This window comes from Terrimonas rubra, assembly GCF_042686025.1.
Lineage (GTDB): Bacteria > Bacteroidota > Bacteroidia > Chitinophagales > Chitinophagaceae > Terrimonas > Terrimonas rubra.
Genome location: NZ_JBHUOZ010000003.1, coordinates 1,131,201 through 1,147,889, shown reverse-complemented (window position 1 = coordinate 1,147,889; position 16,689 = coordinate 1,131,201). Strand labels below are relative to the sequence as shown.

The 16,689-nt window shown below is 43.3% G+C and carries 13 protein-coding genes; 7 read left to right on the top strand and 6 right to left on the bottom strand.

What is annotated here, in order from left to right:
- Positions 1–36: 36 nt before the first annotated feature.
- The 3 genes from ACFS6H_RS14030 to ACFS6H_RS14020 all read left to right on the top strand — a co-directional run bounded on the left by ACFS6H_RS14030 (position 37) and on the right by ACFS6H_RS14020 (position 1,675).
- Entirely contained in the window at positions 37–732 is a 696-nt protein-coding gene (locus tag ACFS6H_RS14030) for a MotA/TolQ/ExbB proton channel family protein (protein WP_386099973.1), read from the top strand.
- Between the two features lie 12 nt (positions 733–744).
- On the top strand, positions 745–1,143 hold the full coding sequence (locus ACFS6H_RS14025) for an ExbD/TolR family protein (RefSeq protein ID WP_386099970.1): 399 nt from the start codon (positions 745–747) through the stop codon (positions 1,141–1,143).
- A gap of 88 nt (positions 1,144–1,231) precedes the next feature.
- Complete coding sequence (locus ACFS6H_RS14020; RefSeq protein WP_386099967.1) at positions 1,232–1,675, top strand: GNAT family N-acetyltransferase; 444 nt, start codon at positions 1,232–1,234, stop codon at positions 1,673–1,675.
- Positions 1,676–1,729: 54 nt separating this feature from the next.
- Here ACFS6H_RS14020 and ACFS6H_RS14015 read toward each other — a convergent pair whose 3' ends face one another.
- The 3 genes from ACFS6H_RS14015 to ACFS6H_RS14005 all read right to left on the bottom strand — a co-directional run bounded on the left by ACFS6H_RS14015 (position 1,730) and on the right by ACFS6H_RS14005 (position 5,997).
- Positions 1,730–2,890, bottom strand: coding sequence for a sigma-54-dependent transcriptional regulator (locus tag ACFS6H_RS14015; protein ID WP_386099964.1), 1,161 nt, complete (start codon positions 2,888–2,890; stop codon positions 1,730–1,732).
- Between the two features lie 583 nt (positions 2,891–3,473).
- Positions 3,474–4,463 (bottom strand): pyruvate dehydrogenase complex E1 component subunit beta, encoded by a 990-nt coding sequence (locus tag ACFS6H_RS14010; protein ID WP_386099961.1) that lies wholly within the window; start codon positions 4,461–4,463, stop codon positions 3,474–3,476.
- 334 nt (positions 4,464–4,797) lie between these two features.
- On the bottom strand, positions 4,798–5,997 hold the full coding sequence (locus ACFS6H_RS14005; protein ID WP_386099958.1) for a M20 metallopeptidase family protein: 1,200 nt from the start codon (positions 5,995–5,997) through the stop codon (positions 4,798–4,800).
- A 173-nt stretch (positions 5,998–6,170) separates the two neighbouring features.
- Between ACFS6H_RS14005 and ACFS6H_RS14000 the strand changes: the two genes are divergently transcribed.
- A complete protein-coding gene (locus ACFS6H_RS14000) occupies positions 6,171–7,571 on the top strand; it encodes a nucleoside recognition domain-containing protein (RefSeq protein WP_386099955.1) in 1,401 nt (466 codons plus the stop codon).
- Between the two features lie 328 nt (positions 7,572–7,899).
- Positions 7,900–8,808, top strand: coding sequence for an NAD(P)/FAD-dependent oxidoreductase (locus tag ACFS6H_RS13995; protein WP_386099952.1), 909 nt, complete (start codon positions 7,900–7,902; stop codon positions 8,806–8,808).
- Between the two features lie 8 nt (positions 8,809–8,816).
- On the opposite strand, the gene ACFS6H_RS13990 is transcribed toward ACFS6H_RS13995, so the two are convergent.
- Entirely contained in the window at positions 8,817–9,752 is a 936-nt protein-coding gene (locus ACFS6H_RS13990; protein WP_386099949.1) for an alpha/beta fold hydrolase, read from the bottom strand.
- 289 nt (positions 9,753–10,041) lie between these two features.
- Between ACFS6H_RS13990 and ACFS6H_RS13985 the strand changes: the two genes are divergently transcribed.
- Entirely contained in the window at positions 10,042–13,071 is a 3,030-nt protein-coding gene (locus ACFS6H_RS13985; RefSeq protein ID WP_386099945.1) for a sensor histidine kinase, read from the top strand.
- 123 nt (positions 13,072–13,194) lie between these two features.
- On the opposite strand, the gene ACFS6H_RS13980 is transcribed toward ACFS6H_RS13985, so the two are convergent.
- Positions 13,195–14,592 carry a serine hydrolase gene (locus tag ACFS6H_RS13980; RefSeq protein WP_386099942.1) on the bottom strand — a complete coding sequence of 466 codons (1,398 nt, stop codon included), beginning with the start codon at positions 14,590–14,592 and terminating at the stop codon, positions 13,195–13,197.
- A gap of 204 nt (positions 14,593–14,796) precedes the next feature.
- On the bottom strand, positions 14,797–15,375 hold the full coding sequence (locus tag ACFS6H_RS13975; protein ID WP_386099939.1) for an NAD(P)H-dependent oxidoreductase: 579 nt from the start codon (positions 15,373–15,375) through the stop codon (positions 14,797–14,799).
- Positions 15,376–15,794: 419 nt separating this feature from the next.
- Between ACFS6H_RS13975 and ACFS6H_RS13970 the strand changes: the two genes are divergently transcribed.
- Complete coding sequence (locus ACFS6H_RS13970; protein ID WP_386099936.1) at positions 15,795–16,565, top strand: DUF3050 domain-containing protein; 771 nt, start codon at positions 15,795–15,797, stop codon at positions 16,563–16,565.
- The last annotated feature ends 124 nt before the right edge of the window (positions 16,566–16,689 follow it).

The window sequence follows — 16,689 nt, the reverse complement described above, 5'->3', positions numbered from 1 at the left end:
TCCTTTGTTACATTTACGCACTTAAAGTATAATCACATGTTTGATTTTTTGCAGATCGTTGATACTGTTCAGCAGGTAGCCAATACGGCATCTGATAAGAACAAAGACGGAAGTCTGAGCTTTTTTGAAGTTATTACCATGGGTGGCTGGATCATGCTGCCACTGGGATTGATGTTGCTGGCGGCCATTTATGTTTTTGCCGAAAGGTATATTGCCATAAAAAATGCCTCCAAAATTGACCAGAACTTTATGAACATTATCCGCGATCATATTGTATCGGGTAATGTAGCAGCCGCCAGGAGCTTTGCTAAAAACACGGCCAACCCGGTAGCCCGTATCATTGATAAAGGTATACAGCGTTTAGGTAAACCCATTGAGGCCATTGAGCGCAGCATGGATAATGTGGGCCAGCTGGAAATGTATAAACTGGAAAAGAACCTGGGTATACTGTCGGTTGTTTCCAAAGCAGCACCCATTTTCGGTTTCGTCGGTACACTGATAGGCCTGATGCAGTTATTCTCCAATATCCATGATGCCAACGAAGTGGAGATCGGTGTAATATCGCAGGGTATCTATACCAAACTGATCACTTCTATCAGCGGACTGGTAATAGGTTTGCTGGCTTACCTGGCATATAATTTTTTAAATACGCAGATAGATAAGACCGCGAATAAAATGGAGCTGGCCAGCGCCGACTTCCTGGACGTATTACAAGAACCTACTACCCGATAAAACCCGTGTATTATGAAGTTTAGAAAAAAACACAGGGAGGAATCGGAAGTATTTACAGATTCATTGAACGATATCCTGTTCATACTATTGATGTTCTTCCTCATTACCACCACCATGGCCAACCCCAATGTGGTGAAGGTGAACAATCCCCGGGGCTCAAAAGATACCAAGGCAAAACAAAATATCGTGGTATCAATTAATAAAGACCAGAACTTCTTTATAGGCCAGAAACAGGTGGACCCCATAATGCTGGACAGCCTGATACGTGCCGAAGTGGAGGCCAAACGTAAGTTTATTGATACGCCTTCGGTGGTGATCAATGCCGATACTATTTCCTATTATGGCGAAGTGTTCCGCGTCATGCAATCGGCCAAACGTGCCGGCGCCAAAGTAGTGGCCAATGTAAGATAGGCTCAACACAAATTGCATATACTGTAAGGGACCGCCTAAACCGGTCCCTTTATTATTTAAATAACTTTGCCCCAACCCCATCATCATTATGACCATAAGAGAAGCTGTTATTGAAGATATACCCGCCTTACAGGTAATACGCCATGCTGTTAAGGAAAATGTATTATCGGACCCTTCAGTGGTAACCGATGCGGATTGTATAGCCTACCTGACCCAACGCGGCAAAGGATGGGTAAGCCTGTCCGGTGATATGATCACGGGCTTTGCCATTGCCGACCTGGAAGATCACAATATATGGGCCTTATTTGTACACCCCGGTCACGAACATAAAGGCATTGGTAAATTATTACATGATACCATGATGGATTGGTATTTTAGCCAGACAAACATAACGGCCTGGCTGAGCACCGATGCCCATACCCGTGCCGAACAGTTTTACCGCAAAGCAGGCTGGAAAGAAACAGGGAAGTACGGGAAGACAGAAATTAAATTTGAAATGGATGCCGCCACCTGGCTTGGTAAGCAGGTATAAAATAAAAAAGGCGTAAGGATTTACCTTACGCCTCAAATCTTTTATCCTGTCATCTTATTTCGGCATCACATAGTTGCGTACATCATCGGCACTAATGGTTTTGCCGGAAAGAATAACCAGGCGTTCCACCACGTTGCGTAATTCACGGATATTACCCGTCCAGTCGTATTCCTGTAATAGTTTTAATGCGTCTTCATCGATACCTTTTTTAGCTACCCCATAATCGGCACAGATATCACCCAGGAATTGTGCCACCAGCAAAGGAATATCCTGCTTACGGTTATTTAAAGAAGGAACGTGTATGAGTATCACACCTAAACGGTGATACAGGTCTAAACGGAAATTTTTATCCTCCACTTCCTTTAACAGGTCCTTGTTGGTAGCGGCAATAACCCTTACATCCACGCTAATGTCTTTATCGGCCCCTACGCGGGTTATTTTACCCTCCTGTAAAGCCCTTAACACTTTGGCCTGGGCGCTCAGGCTCATGTCGCCTATCTCATCTAAAAACAGCGTACCGCCATTAGCCTGTTCAAACTTACCGATACGTTGCTTGATGGCCGAAGTAAAAGAGCCCTTTTCATGACCAAATAATTCACTCTCGATCAGTTCAGTTGGGATAGCGGCACAGTTTACTTCCACCAGGGGGCCATTGCTGCGGTTACTTTTTTCGTGTACCCAGCGGGCCACCAGTTCCTTACCTACTCCGTTTTCGCCGGTAACCAGTATACGGGCTTCGGTAGGCGCTACTTTTTCAATGGTCTCTTTTATTTTTTGAATAGGCTCGGAATCACCGATCATTTCCTGTACCCTGCTTACCTTACGTTTTAATACCTTGGTTTCGGTAACCAGGTTACTTTTATCCATCGCATTACGGATGGTAATTAACAGGCGATTCAGATCAGGCGGCTTGGAGATATAATCATAAGCGCCTTTTTTTACCGCTTCCACGGCCGTTTCTATATTACCATGACCGGAGATCATGATAATGGGTACATCGGGGTTAATTTCGCCGGCTTTCTGCAAAAACTCAATGCCATCTAATTTGGGCATTTTAATATCGCATAAAACAACGTCAAACTTCTTTGCTTTAAACTGCGTCAATCCTTCTTCCCCATCAGCCGCTTCTGTAAGCGAATAACCCTCGTACGATAAAATTTCGGATAATGTTTTCCTGATGGCCTTTTCGTCGTCAATAATTAAAATGTCGGGCATAAATGTTTTAATCTTAAAATGTTAAGGAGGTTTCTTGTAGGCTTTTTTTATGACAATACTTATACCAAAGTATTCTCAATCAACTACATAAATAAAAAAAATTTGTAAATGTGATTAAAAATAAGAGAATAAAAGTAAAAAAGAAAAAATGGGTGGGAGTTTGTTATGTACGGGGCCGTAGCCAGGTTAAACGGACGGATGATACAAAAAGAAAGGCCGGATAGAAATCCAGCCTCGTTGTAAAATCCAATATCCTATGAAAAACCATAACAAAGATGCACTTTGATACGCAAAACGCTGCATTTAATGGAAAAAACTTATTACCAGTAATTTTACGATATAAAGTATTGTCAATATTAAAAACTAATTAAAAATTTGATTATCAGAATATTAATATATATTCCAGCCCTGCATAACTCTTTACCGTTCATCAAAATAAATAAGGTTGAACCATTAAATTGCGATTAATACCCGCTTTTTCCTGCTTGTTTCTTCGGTGTAATGCACGGCAGAGCAGGAACTTAGGCTCCGGGCATAAAAAAAGGCCGCATTACTGCGGCCTCTATAAGCAATTGGCAGGAGTTTATTTTTTTACATACATTACTTCTTTCACCAGTTTTACTGTACGGGCTACATCCGGTAAGGCGGCAGCCACCAGGTTTGGTGCATAGTGTAAAGGTGCGTCAGCCGCAGTAATACGGCGGATCGGGGCATCCAGGTAATCAAAGCCTTCTTTTTGAATACGGTAGCTGATCTCGGAAGAAACTGAAGCAAACGGCCATTGTTCCTCTACAATTACCAGTCGATTTGTTTTTTTAACGCTTTCCAGGATGGTCATCCAGTCCAGCGGACGAATGGTACGCAGGTCTATCACCTCGGCGCTGATGCCTTCTTTTTCCAGCTCAGCCGCCGCGCCCAGTGCCACTTTCATCATTTTATTGAAAGACACGATGGTTACATCAGTGCCCTGGCGCTTAACATCGGCCTTGCCTAATTCAATATAATATTCTTCTTCAGGAACTTCCATTTTATCACCATACATCAACTCACTTTCCATGAACATTACGGGATCTTCCTCGTAACGGATGGCTTGCTTTAAAAGACCTTTTGCATCGTATGGATTACTGGGGGAAACTACTTTAATACCGGGAATATTGGCATACAGGGCTTCAAAAGCAGTAGAGTGCTGGGCACCTAACTGGCCGGCCGAACCGTTACCACCCCTGAAAACGATGGGACAGGAGATCTGGCCACCGCTCATCGCCAGCATTTTAGAAGCTGTGTTCAGGATCTGGTCAAGGGCTAAAACCGCAAAGTTCCATGTCATGAACTCAACAACAGGGCGTAAACCATTTTGTGCAGAACCCACACCCACAGCAGCAAAACCCAGCTCAGCAATAGGCGTATCAATCACACGTTTAGGGCCAAATTCGGCCAACATACCCTGGCTTACCTTATAAGCACCGTTATATTCCGCCACTTCTTCACCCATTAAATACACGCGTTCGTCCCTTCTCATTTCTTCACTCATTGCCTCACGCAAAGCTTCTCTAAATGCGATAATTCTACCCATGTTGCTACTTAGTTTAAAAAGTGTGGCAAATGTAAGCGAGATACGGGATAAAACCTAAAACTGGAAAAGGAATTATGAAGGGGGAATTATGAATTCTGAATTATAAATTAGGAATTGCGGAGAGGCTGCCGGATTGCAGCGGTACCCCGCTCAAGGTTTGTGTTCGTGTACTTCGTTCGCATTTCCAGCAAAACGTATAGAAAGAATATTCCGGGAAGCATGGCGGCGTACAAGCGTAAAGCCGGAACTGCAGCTGATAGCAGTACTACAGCTGACAGCCCCAAAATAATTGACAAATGACAATGGACAAATTAAAACTGTCATTTGTCACTTGTCAACTGTCAATTGAAACATCATACTTAGCGGTTGCCCCCAGCGTGGCCATCATACCAATACCCGTTTCAATGGCATTTTCATCAATATTAAAAGTTGGCGTATGTACACCGGCAGTAATACCTTTTTCCTTATTCATTACACCAAGCCGGTAAAAACAACCGGGGATCTGCTGCGAATAGTAACCAAAATCCTCCGCTCCCATACGTTTCTCCGTTTCCTCCACCAACAGGGCATCGCCCATAAAATCAACCGCTATTTTTTTAGCTACTTCATGCAGGCCTTCGTTATTGTATACACAGGGATAGCCCACATCAATCAGCAGGTCAACCTCACCGCCCATACTCTTCACCAGGTTTTCTGTTATCTGTTTAATTAAACCATGCGCCTTAAAACGCCAGGTTTCATCCATGGCCCTGAAAGTACCTTTCAGTTTTACCTCATTGGGTATTACATTGGTGGTGGAGCCACCATTAAAAGCTGTTATAGATAATACACTAGGGTTATGCGGATCGTTATTACGGCTCACCACCTGCTGCAGTGCAATGATCAGGTGTGAAGCAATTAAAATAGGGTCCACACATAAATGCGGGGCTGCGGCATGACCACCCTTACCTTTAACCGTAATATATAATTCATCGGCGCTGGCCATGGCTTTACCGGCACGAAAACTCAGTTTACCAATGGGCAAACCAGGGTGCACATGCAAGCCGAATATGGCCGAGGGACGTGGATTCTCCAGTACATTTTCTTTGATCAGTAAACTGGCCCCACCGGGATTTTTTTCTTCGCCGGGTTGAAAGATCAGTTTTACCGTTCCCTCCCACTCCTCTTTCAATTCCTGTAAAATTTTGGCCGCTCCCAGCAGGCAGGTAGTATGTACATCGTGCCCGCATGCATGCATGATACCGGTATTGGTGGATTTATAACTGATATCGTTTTCTTCGAGAATGGGCAAGGCATCCATATCGGCACGCAAAGCCACTACCCTGCTGTCCGGGTTTTTGCCTTTAATAATACCAATAACACCGGTGGTAGCTTTTACCTCGAAAGGAATGCCCCAGCCACTTAACTTTTCCTGTACATAACGGGATGTTTCATACTCCTCGTAACTCAGCTCAGGGTGCGCATGTAAATGCTGACGCACCTGGATAAACTCGTTCTTATATGCCGCTGCCAGTTGTTTTATTTTGCCGATCATACTGCGAAGGTAAAAAAAGATAGGGACCGAATAATGAATAATGACCTACGAATACAAAAGCGGTTTGAATAGAGGAAGGATGCCGTTTTTTGCTGCTGACCTTAACATGAAATATCTTGTTGTATTTATAAAATGCCCTTATCTTCAATCCTTTATTTCTCAATTGCAACACTATGGCCTTAAGCAGGATCTGGACAGCATTTATTTTGATAGCAGTGTTGGTAGCTGCTTTTAAGTTTACGTTTGAGCCGGGACAGGATAAATTGTTCAGCCAGCTGGTAGCGGGACGTAATACCGATACCATGTCGGTACGTACGGTTGACTCTACGCTATTACCGGCCGCCGTTCACCAGCAGTTAGGTATACAAAAAACTGCCAGCTGGAATAAAGAGAAAGTATATAAGACCGATAGCGGTGAGTACCGCGCTTTCAGGTTACTACCGGCCAATGGCGTGTTTGAAACCACCAAGGATGCGGTAACCTTGTGTATTGGTTTAATTGGTGTAATGGCACTGTTCCTGGGCTTTATGAGCATTGCGGAAAAAGCAGGCGGGGTAAGGTTTTTATCGCGTATCATTGGCCCCTTCTTTTCCCGCATCTTTCCCGAAGTGCCCAAAAATCACCCGGCCATGGGCCATATGGTCATGAACTTTTCGGCCAATTTAATGGGCCTGGATAATGCCGCCACCCCCTTTGGTATTAAAGCCATGGAGAGTTTACAGGAGTTAAACCCCGATAAAACCACCGCCTCCAATGCGCAGGTAATGTTCATGTGTTTGCATGCATCGGGGCTTACCTTAATACCTACGGCCATTATTGCCGACAGGGTATCTTTAAAATCGGCTCATCCTACCGATATATTTATTCCCTGTATGATCGCCACTTTTGTAGCCACGCTGGCTGCCATGAGTATTGTGGCATTTAAACAACGTATCCGTTTATTTCAACCCGTTATATTAGCCTGGATACTGGGCGTATCGGCCGTAATAGCCGCGCTGGTCATGTATATTAAAACATTATCGGTAGAAGGTGTGCAGGTGTTTTCCAGCAGCTTAAGCAATGGCATCATCCTGCTGATATTTGTATTGATCGTACTGGGTGGCATGTATAAAAAAATAAACATTTTTGATGCTTTTGTAGAAGGCGCCAAAGGTGGGTTTGAAACGGCCATCCGTATTATACCCTACCTGGTGGGTTTGCTGGTAGCCATTAGTTTATTACGCAACAGCGGTGCTTTTGATTTTGTACTGGATGGCATCAAGGTGGTCTTTGGCTGGTTCAATGGCGACACCCGTATTGTGGATGCCTTACCTACCGCCATCATCAAACCCTTAAGCGGCAGCGGCGCCCGTGCCATGATGATCGACACGTTAAATTCACATGGCGTGGATTCCTTTGCCGGTAACCTGGCATCTGTTTTCCGCGGCTCTGCCGATACAACATTCTATATTATTGCTGTGTACTTTGGCGCTGTGGGCATTAAAAATACCAGGTATGCTGTAGGCACTATGCTACTGGCCGACCTTGCAGGTATTATTACATCGGTGATACTGGCTTACTTGTTTTTTGCCTGATAAGAATGATGAATTATTAATGATGAATGGATCGTTCGACAAATTATCTGATTGCCTGATCACCTCATTTCCTAATTATCTCATTATCTAATTGTTTAATTGGCACGGGCTGTCAACTGTAGTGCTGCTATCAGCTGCAGTCCCGGCTTTACGCTGCAAGTCCGCCACAGCCCTGCGCACAAAACTTCAGCGGGCTTTCCGCTGCAATCCGGCAGCCTATCAGCAGATCAACAACTATCATCATTCAAGATTATTGCATACGATTTATTGCAACTATGTTGCAATTTAAAACAAACACCCTACCTTTGCTGCTTCAAACAATAGTGTTATGGAATTTGCAAATAAGTATGACGTTATCATCATTGGCGGCAGTTACGCCGGCCTTTCTGCCGCCATGGCTTTAGGTCGTTCTTTAAAAAAGGTTTTGGTTATTGACAGTGGTAAACCCTGTAATGCCCCTACACCACACTCGCATAATTTTCTTACACAGGATGGATCGACGCCCGCAGCAATTGCTGCCTTAGGCAAACAACAGGTACAGCAATATGATACGGTAATATTTTATGATGGCCTGGCTACGGAAGGAAACATGGTGGAAAATGGCTTTTCTGTCACCACCGAAAAAGGAGATGTATTCCTGGCCGGCAAACTGATCTTTGCTACCGGCATCAGGGACCTGTTGCCCGGCATACCCGGTTTGGCCGAAAGCTGGGGCAAATCGGTCATACACTGTCCGTACTGTCATGGCTATGAATTCCGTGGCAAAAAAACCGGCATTATGGGCAACGGGGAAATAGCTTTCCACCTTAGCTCGCTGGTCAATAATCTGAGTAAGGATCTCTCCCTATTCACCAACGGGCCGGCTGATCTTACACCGGAACAGGTAGCTAAATTAAAGGAACATGATATCCCGGTTATTGAAACGCCTGTTACAGAGATCATACAACAGCATGGAAATATTACGGGCGTGTTACTGGCCGATGGCAGCAAACGGGAGCTGGATGCTTTATATGCCAGGGTAGCGTTTGAGCAGCACTGCCCCATTCCTCAAAGCCTGGGTTGTGTTATAAATGAACAGGGGTATATACAGGTAGATAATATGCAAAGAACCACCATACCCGGTGTATATGCCTGCGGCGATAACAGCCACTTCATGCGCTCTGTTGCCAATGCGGTTGCTACCGGTAATTTTACAGGAGCAGTGGTTAACAGGGAGCTGACGGAGGAAAGGTTTTAACCGGGCCGCTACTTTTTAGCAGTCATTATTTGTGTAATTACCTTAATGAACTCCGTTTGCTGGTCAACAAAGGGATAGTGGGAACAATTGTCAATGCTATAAAAACGTTTTTCACCAACCAGCTTCTTTATATCACTAATTTGTTTTTGGGAAAAAATACCATCCTGTTTACCATATACCGCAAACAAGGCTATACCTTTATTTTTTATAGTCCTTAGTACCGGCTTCGTATCAATATTCACCCGGCTTTCATTTTTATAAAACCGGAGCGGCGCCTGGTCGTTACGGATATTTTGTGTAGCCAGGCCGTTTTCGTACAACCCGTTCACTTTTTTTGATTCCTCCGTTGGATAAGGCATACGGAAATAAGCATAATCCGCTGCTACTTCATAACATTGTTTACGGTAAGCAGCCCCGTTTTTATCCAGTTTTTTAATGGCCGCTATCTTATGCAGTGTTGCCGAATCATGTTTGGCAACTGCTTTTTTACTTACTGTTGCCAGTATATGGTCATAGGTTTCCTGCTGTGCAAATAAAGCACCCAGCAATATTAAACGTTCTACTTTCTCCGGGTATTTTTCCGTATATAAGGTGGACACTATACCACCAAAGCTATGGCCAATGATGGTCACCTTTTTAAGCTCATATTGCACCAGTAAGGCATTCAGGTCGTCAAATGCTTCCCGGAAAGTGAAAGTAGCGGTTGTATCAATGGAACGGCCTTCACCCCTGCGATCATACACTATCACATAAAACCCTTTATCTGCCAGGGCCTGCGCGGTAGTACCTTCAAACAATGTAGCATTTCCCCTGGGGCCACCATGTACATACAACAGGGCCGGATCTGCTTTTTTGCCGTAAGCTTTGGAATAAATAGTTTGTGTAAAAACAAATTGAAAAGAAAATAAAAGAGATAACAGGAATATACACCTAGCAGATCGCATACACATTTTTTATTGATAGTAGCGCAAAGCTAAAGTTAAAAGACAATACCTTTTTACTGAAAACCAATTAAAATTACGGACGGTAAAATATGTTAAACCGGAACAGTGAAAGAAGTTTTTTTAATATACCACAAACATCAACGTTATTGAAAAAGAAGCTGCTTATATTTCACTTCACTATGTGATACATTTTTAAAGCCCACTCAATTTTACCGCATACTTTCTGTACGAACAAACTACATGGTATATCTATTAATTATATCTTTAGGTGATATTTGTCCCAATAAATATGCTGCATCCCTATTTTCGTTTTTTACTGAACAGGATCATTATAAGTGTATTCTTGTTCATTCTTTCTTTCCCCACCTTGCTGGAGGCTCAGTCCAACCGGTATATATTAAACCAGTATAATTCGGAAAACGGCCTGCCCCAAAATACCGTCAAATCCATTCGCTTTGACCAGAACGGCTTTTGCTGGCTGGCAACAGAAATGGCCATTGTACGTTTCGACAACCGCAATTTCAAATCCTATGGACACGAGCAGGTAAAAGGCCTTACCAATGAACGCATTTCAGCGATGATGACCGATACAGCCGGCAATATTTTCATACAAACGATCAACCATAAGAATTTTAAGATCAGCAGTTCTTCTACCCTTCATTCAACAGTACCGGTCCTTACCGGTAACGATGTAAGTTTTGTAAGTACAGGATATATTACCATAAACACCCAACTGGATAGCCTCTGGGAAACTATTGCCAGTGAAGCGGGTATCCCCGTGCTGAAACAACCCGGTGCACTCAGGAATGGCGATATCTATCTTTTCTTCGGGGGTAACGCTTATTTTATTCATAAAACCACCATCACCAGGCTAACCCCCAATAATATGGAGCCGGTAGGCAGCTTAATACTACATGACCGGTATTATTTACAACTGTGGAGTAACAACGAGGCCAGATTCTGGAATAACGGCGTTGGCCAGGCAGTACATATTGAAGGGGATATTGTGAACAATAAAGCCTATCAGCAGGGACAATTCAAAACATTATGGTGCGAACAAGGCGCCTATATATTTGCCGGAGGAAGCCTGTATGAACTTACCTATTCGGGCGGAAGTATAAAAAGCAAGTGTGTTGCCAGTAATTTAAATATTGACGTTCCTCTTTGTATTGCTTACCGGCCCGATATCAATACCTATTTTATCGGTACGGGTACCCAGGGGTTTTTCACCATTAAACTGTCCGATTTTATTTACCCGGAAATACCGAAGGAATCGGGGGCAGAGAACTATTATACCGTTGCCAAAACTTCCAGGGATGAAATCATTGTAAACAATGTACACATAAAACCCGATAACACTTCATTTTATGTGGCTTTGCAGAACGGGGATAGCAGGGCAAGTTATACCGATTCGGCAGACAACGTTTATTATGAAAGTTATTTTTCGTTATCCCGTTACCGGTCGCGGACGGGCAAAATAGACAAGAGCCTGCTTGTTCTGGATGAACGGTTGCTGGACATTGTACCGCAGCCCAAAGATGGAACCCTGCTTTTATGCACGCATACTTCCTTATACAAAATAACACCTGAGGGGACTGTTATCTGGCAAAAAAAATTCCCGGCGGGCATGAAAGCTACCGGCTTATTACCTGTGAATGATACGGAGTACCTGTTATCTACTTCGGTGGGATTAAAATGGTATGATATCAGTAAACATGAGATCACCCAAACCATACTAGATTCTTTTCATATACGTACGGTTTATCGTGATAAAGAAGATAGGTTATGGATCGGAACAGACGGGAAAGGGTCCTTTTTATATGTCAATAAAAAATTACACCGGTTACCTGACGGCCCCGGGGGTGCCTTCCAGTCCATTCATTCATTTATTGAAGATGGCCGGGGTAATTTCTGGCTGCCCACCAATAAGGGATTGTACATGATACCCGTTAAAACGTTTGCCGATGTTGGAACCGGTTTAACCAATAATGTTTTCTGGTTTACGTTTAACCAGCGAAATGGCTTGCGGACAACCGAGTTCAATGGCGGCGCCAATCCCAATTACCAATGGCTGCAGGATGGGGCGCTGGTACTGCCTTCCATTAACGGGCTGGTTAAGTTTTATCCCCATCAGCTTAAAACTGATTTTCCACAGGAGAAGATCTTCATTGATGAAATTACCATTGACGGACAACCACACAGCCTGAACAGCCGGGGAAAAATAATGTTAGCCCCCACTTTCCGGGTGCTGAATATAAAGGTGACCTGCCCTTATTTTGGTAATAACGAAAACCTGAAGCTGGAATATAAAATAGGCAGTGAGGAAGGAGAATGGGTGCCTGTTCCTTCTTCAGGCATTATTTCCATCAACCGTTTACCGGCCAATGATTATACCTTAACGATCCGTAAAGCGGGCAGCCATAGTTTTACACCCTATGGCAATATTACTTTAAAGATTGCCGTAAGCCCTTTTTTTTATCAGACCATCTGGTTTTTCCTGGGTATCCTGTTATTGATCATTTGTACCGGTTTCTGGTACTCCAGGAGACGGCTGATTAAGCTGAAAAAAGAGAAGCTTAAGATTGAAAAAATTGTAGAACTGAGAACGGCTGAACTGAGCACTGCGGTTGAACAACTGGAGGATTCAAGGACCGCTTTAAAGAAGAGCAACCAGGTAAAGGAGCAGATCATCACCACCGTTTTACATGATTTAAGGTCCCCGCTGTTCTCTATGCGGGTTACCGGAAAAGCATTGGAAAAAAACTGGGACAATAATACCGCGGAGAATTTAAACCAGATAAAAGGGCTGAACCAACTGATAGGTGAATTAAGCAGGTTCACCGATCAGTTCTTTTCCTGGGCTGTGACCCAACAGGAACACTTTAAAGTGGATAAAACGCATTTCCCGCTGCAGCAACTTTTCACAGATATTGAAGCCTTGTTCAGGGAAATATTACTGATCAATAATAATAAACTTCATATCCGTGAAACGGCTATTGAATGTTTTACTGACAGGAATATATTGGTATTAATTCTCCGGAACCTGGTGGACAATGCCAATAAAAATACGGAGAACGGTACCATCACCATTGAGGCTTCCGCTATACCGGACGGGTTAAAGATCCAGGTATCAGATACCGGCAAAGGATTAAACGATTTCCAGATCGAAAACTTTTTAAATAAAGATAAAGCGGTAAAAAACGGCCGCATGGGCAGCATGATCATCCTGGAAATGCTGAGTAATATCAATGGCGAACTATTTGTAACATCGGAGCCTGGTAAAGGCGCTGTTTTTACAATACATATCTATTCATCATAATCCTGAAATATTCTCAGCTATACCATCTTTTTAAATTCGGGGTATAGCCACCCAATGATCCGACCTGATACGGTTCTCATTACATTTACGTGGCTTATACACGCCAGTGAAAAAGATCAGCCATTATTGTTCGCCGGGCTTCTCTGTAAGTTCTTTTAATACCCCCGCAGCGTTTTTATTGCCGGGAAATATGCTCAACGCTTTGCTGTAACTGGCAATTGCCGCAGGTTTATCCCCTTTTTTACGATAAGTATCACCCAACAATTCATACCCATAGGAAATGTCCTGCTCTTTGGCTTTAAGTTCCACCGCCGTTTGAAAAACCGTGATAGCTGCATCAAATTTGTCCCTGCGTAACAGGTATTTGCCGGTACTGATCAAATCGCCAATTTCAAAACTGAAATCATAATCCTCCGTTCCGTTTGCTTTTAAGGTTTTGTAATAATCCATCCCCTCTTCCACATCACTGAGCATTTTATCACGAATAGAAAGATAAAGCGATTTTTTAGGAATGATAAAAGGCTCTTCTTTCAAAATATTCAGGATAGCCGTCTTTATTGGCCAAACCTTCATTTGCTGGTTGTTGGTCATCATCACAATCGTGATATTGTCAGCGGCCTGACTATAAAAAGCCGCTTCATAATTACTATTTGAGCCCTGGTGCTGGTGCCATAACAGGCTATCCTTACTAAAAACGGTGGTTCCCAGACTGCTCTCCCCTCCCGGAAAATTCTCACCCAATTTTTTCAGCGAAACGGCGTTGATTATTTTATGTGCATGCAGCGCACGAATCCATTTATACAGGTCCTCCACCGGCAATCTTACCCATCCGTTGGTAGCCTGCAAATAAGGAACATCGTTGCCTTCATTGTCAAATGCACGTGCCATACCTTTTGCCGTTACCGGGTAATCCACGATAGCATTTTTCATACCAGCGGGTTTGAAAAGGTATCTTTTCACAAATTCAGCATAAGAAAGACCGCTTAGTTTTTCTATAATACGCCTTTGCAAGGAGACATTAATGTGGTTGTATATATACACTGTCCCCGGAGCAGCTGACAGCGTTTTTAAGGAAAGCAGACTCTGATAGATCAGACTGTCTGTTCCATCTGCAGCAGGTCCTAACACAGGAATGCCACTGGTATAATTAATGAGGTGTTTTATTTTTACCTGATCCGCCCAATCGGGAAACTCAGGAAAAAACCGGCGCAGGTTATCTTCCAGCGATAGTTTTCCCTTTTCTTCCAGTACCATGATCGCAGCGCCATTAAATTCTTTACTAATGGAGCCTATATCAAACTTGTTTTCTTTTTGCAGTGGAATGGTTTTGTTACCATTGGCAAAACCAAAGGATTTTTCATAGATGGTTTTATTGTGTTGCACCACCAATATATTCCCGTTAAAAACTCCCCGCCGGTATGCGGTTTGCATTAATGAGTCAATTTGCCGGATTTGTTTTGTTTGCGCCGCCATGGGGCCTGAAAGTAAGACCAGGATAAAAAAGATGCTGTTTATTTTCATTTGATATATTTACCAGACCCTTAAAACGAAGAAAAAATTATTTTGTTATCGCTGGAGCCTTAAATAAAAAAGTCGCATTCAACCGGGTAATAAATTTACCCGTTAAGCTAAAGACTGCCATGTGTTATTACCTGGCAATGAGCTATGACCGGCCCCGGCATCTATTAACAGGCTGACTAATGACAATGAAGAAAGGGCTACGCATTATTTTTGTTGCTGCCCTAATTTATACACTTTGGAAAGCCATTTTTTACGTTGTTGCTCATCAGCTGTCTTAATAATACCGATAGTGGTCACTTTTACCGGTTTTACGCCACAAAACTCCAGTGTTGATTTTTTGAGTTGGTTAATACTGGGCCTGCCAAATACCAACCTGTAATACCAGCCCGGCTGATCCATTGTGGTAATAATATGCGCTGTTTTTCCCTTGAGTAGTTTATCCCACCAAACGGAGTTTTCACGATATTTAAAAGCCAGGCCAGGCAGGAAGAGGCGATCTATAAAGCCTTTAGCGATGGCCGGTAGACCACCCCACCATACGGGATGTAACCAGACAAGGTGGTCAGCCCATTGTACTGTTTCCCAGGAGGTAACCAGGTCTGGCTCCAAGTCCATTCTTTTCCGGTAACCAAATTGAAGATTGGGATTAAAATCCAATTCTCTGATCGTTATTGTTCTTATTTCAGCGCCAGATTGTGCAGCCCCTTTGGTATAGGCTTCAGCCAAAGCTGAATTGAAAGACGCAGCATCAGGATGTGCGTTTATTAAAGCAATTTTTTTCATTATATCTTATTGATCCCCGTGGTGGTTATACTGTTGGGGTTTGTTCCGGGCCTTCAGATAAGCTTTACCAAGATAATTGTTAATTCAAGGAAAGCCAAAGAAAGCCTGCGACGGGAACACGCTGACCCAAACAGCCTCATCCTGATCTCAAAACCTTTTGTTCGTTGCAGTTTATCCCGTGCAAAGATATACAATCGCCATTGCTATATTATTACGTAATAGTATTTGCCGGCCAACTTATAGCTTCCCATAACATTGTTCAACATTTCAGCCAGATTATACACCTGCCTCATTGCTATCATGCCTTTATTTTACCCTTACCCGGATCGGATGCCGCTTATAAACAAGCGCTGGCCTTCTCTTTTTCACCGAATTTTTATGCACTTTTTCACTTGCAGCAAAACCCCGAACTTTGCCCGATGAACAATTCACTTGACCAACTTCAGGCAGCCATTGCTGATCAACGCAATGCCTTATTATCACACCCGGTTTATACCGCCATCAATGATTTGCCTGCGCTAAGATTATTTACAGAAACCCATATATATGCAGTGTGGGACTTTATGAGTCTGCTTAAATCATTGCAACTGGAACTTACCTCAGTTACCCTTCCCTGGAAACCCGTAGGGAATGCTGATACACGTTACCTGATTAACGAGATTGTCGTAGGTGAAGAATCTGATGTGGACGAGTCAGGTAACAGGATCAGCCATTTTGAGCTGTATCTGCAAGCCATGCAGCAGTTGGAGGCCAGTACGGGAGCGATAGAAGATTTTCTTTCCCGCCTGCCTGATATTAAGGGCTTGGACGAATATATTCTGCAGTCTTCACTTCCAGAAGCCGTAAAATCTTTTCTCGGCTTCACCTTCCGGATCGCTGCCACGGCTCCTGCACATGTAAAAGCCGCAGTATTTACTTTTGGCAGGGAAGACCTGATCCCCAATATGTTTTTACTTATTCTTGAAAAACTTTACGCAGAAGCCCCGGAGAAAACTTCCATTTTTAAATATTATATCAAACGACATATTGAAGTAGACGGTGATCATCATAGCCAGCTTGGCCTGGAGATGGTTTCCCGTTTGTGTGGCCAGGACGAACAAAAATGGAAGGAAGCCACAGAAGCCTCCCATGAAGCCTTGGTTCGTCGTTACCAGTTATGGGATCATATTCATAACAGTATTTCAAAGTAATAATGATTTTACTGATGGTTTGAACGATGCCGGTAGATGTATAAGTAATATTGTCATTGACTTAACAGTACCAATACTTTATAAGACAAAGCAACTGCACACGCTTAATAAGTGTGCCGTTGTG